Here is a 2,313-nt window from a genome sequence, read left to right as displayed (position 1 = left end):
GAGTTTCGCCTGTACCGGGCAGGCTGATACCGATATCGGCAAGCTTGCTTTCGCCCGGGCCATTGACTACGCAACCCATTACGGCAACGTTCAATGATTCAACGCCTGGATACTCAGTGCGCCAAATAGTCATTTTTTGGCGTAAATAGTTTTGTACGTCTTGCGCCAATTCTTGGAATACGGTGCTGGTGGTACGGCCGCAGCCTGGGCAGGCTGTAACCATTGGTGTGAAGGAACGCAAGCCCATGGTTTGCAGGATTTCCTGACCGACAATGACTTCCTGAGTGCGCGAACTGCCGGGCTCGGGGGTTAGGGAGATTCGAATGGTGTCGCCGATGCCTTCTTGCAATAATACGGCCAGAGCTGCGGTGGAAGCCACAATGCCCTTGCTGCCCATGCCAGCCTCAGTCAGACCGAGATGGAGCGGGTAACGGCAACGGCTGCCTAATTCCCGGTAAACCTGAATCAAGTCTTGTACGGCGCTGACTTTGCACGACAAAATGATTTTGTCTTCAGGTAAGCCCAAAGCCACGGCTTTTTCTGCCGATTCCAGCGCCGAAACAATCAAAGCCTCTTTCATGATTTCTTCAGGCGGCTTCGGTGTAGCAGAAGCTAGGTTGGCATCCATCATGCGCTTGGCAAGGCTTTGATCAAGCGAACCCCAGTTCACTCCGATGCGTACGGCTTTATTGTTTTTTGCCGCTGTACGAATCATAAAGGCAAATTTCTCATCGCCTTTTGCGCCTTTGCCGACATTGCCTGGGTTGATGCGGTATTTAGACAGGGCTTTGCCGCACTCGGGAAATTCAGCCAATAAGCGTTCGCCATTGAAATGGAAATCACCAATCAAAGGCGTGGTATAACCCATATCGTCTAAGCGGCTGCGGATTTCGGCGACTTTGGAAGCTGCTTCTGGAGTATTGACCGTGATGCGTACCATTTCCGAGCCGGCATCGCTCAACTCTTTGACCTGTCGGGCGGTTGCTTCTGCATCTGCGGTGTCGGTATTGGTCATAGATTGCACAACAACGGGCGCATCCGAACCGACGATGAGATGATCGATTTGTACTTGATGTGTCAGACGGCGTTTAGGTGTGGTCATTTTATTTTTTTCCTGCAACAAAAGAGGCGGATTTTTCACCGGCAACACGGTGTTTTAAAGGTTCGATTGGTGTGCCGCCGTAATTGGCTTCCGAACCGGCTGCAATACCGATCCAAACATTATAAGGCGCGCCGCCTCTCAGACGATGTTCGCTTCCGGCCGGAACAATGCGGCTGAATACTACTTTTCCATCTTTGTCTGCAATAATCAGATTGCTTCGGTATTGGACTTTAATCCAAAGTTCGTCTTTCTCGACTTTGACGGCAGGCTTTTCTTCTACAACGGCAGAAGCTGCTGAAGCTGCTTGTTCATTGGCTGCTTCAGGCTTATTGGTAATTTCTTTTTTGCCGTCTTCGGTCATTTCGCTAACGGCAACATTATCCGTTTTCAAAGCAGGCGTTTTCATTGTATCGGCAACATCTTTGCTGTTTTGAATATTTGCCTGTTCGTTTTCATAGCTGGATTTACTTTGCCAAAAGTAAACACCGCCTATTGCTAAAGCCAATACTGCTGCACCCAATATCCATTTAGGGAAACCCTGTTTTTCAGCATCTTCGTAGCTCAAGCCGCTGTTGGTGCTGCGTGTTACTGCATATACATGGTCTTCAAGTTGCGGAGTAATCGAGTGCAAATGTTTGGTGATGGTTTGTTCATCGATTTTGAGGAATCGTGCATATGAACGAAGATAGCCTGAGACGAAGACAAGGCCCGGAAAATTTGAATATTCCCCTTTTTCCAAGGCATCAATTTGTTCGGCAGACAGTTTTAAACGTGAAGCAACATCTTCAATATCGATTTTGGCATCAGTTCTGTGTTTGCGTAATTCATCCCCCAGTGTTTTGGCGGCTTGTGTGTCGTAGTTGATTTTATCGTTATTTTCCATTTAGTGGCCTGTTGTAACAGTTTGTAGTTCGTCAGAATAAGGGAAGTTTGCCCTAAGTTGGGCTTCATATTCGTATGCGGCGTGTTTATTGCCCAAGGCGGTAGCCAAACGCCAGCCTAAAAGCAAATCGTCAGCCTGAAGGACATCGACTTTGCTTTGGTATTGGCGGAAATAATAGTCGGCATCGTTCAGATTGCCTGCCATCATTTTGGTTCGGGCAAGCTCTTTGAAAGCAGGGAAGAATTGTGGATTGGCTGCCAAAGACCTTTCCAAATAGGCTTGAGCCAAAGAGTATTGGCCTAACCTTGCGCTGCAAATGCCTTTATTC

At 48.1% G+C, this 2,313-nt stretch carries 2 protein-coding genes and 1 pseudogene; all 3 read right to left on the bottom strand.

The features are described 5' to 3' along the window. Positions 1–1,102, bottom strand: a 1,102-nt coding sequence (ispG, locus tag ACTHUM_RS11735; RefSeq protein ID WP_440402944.1) for a flavodoxin-dependent (E)-4-hydroxy-3-methylbut-2-enyl-diphosphate synthase, incomplete at its 3' end; no start/stop codon positions are given. Between the two features lies 1 nt (position 1,103). Further along, complete coding sequence (locus ACTHUM_RS11730) at positions 1,104–1,985, bottom strand: helix-turn-helix domain-containing protein (protein WP_440402943.1); 882 nt, start codon at positions 1,983–1,985, stop codon at positions 1,104–1,106. After that, a pseudogene (locus tag ACTHUM_RS11725) lies at positions 1,986–2,313 on the bottom strand (type IV pilus biogenesis/stability protein PilW); the annotation flags it as partial.

Source organism: Neisseria sp. P0021.S006, assembly GCF_051956895.1.
Note: the sequence above shows the minus strand (reverse complement) of the source record. Positions and strands in the feature narration are given on the sequence as shown.

Coding starts and splice junctions, on each gene's coding strand:
- ACTHUM_RS11730 (WP_440402943.1), bottom strand. CDS start 1,985: ATGGAAAATAACGATAAAATCAACTACGACACACAAGCCGCCAAAACA.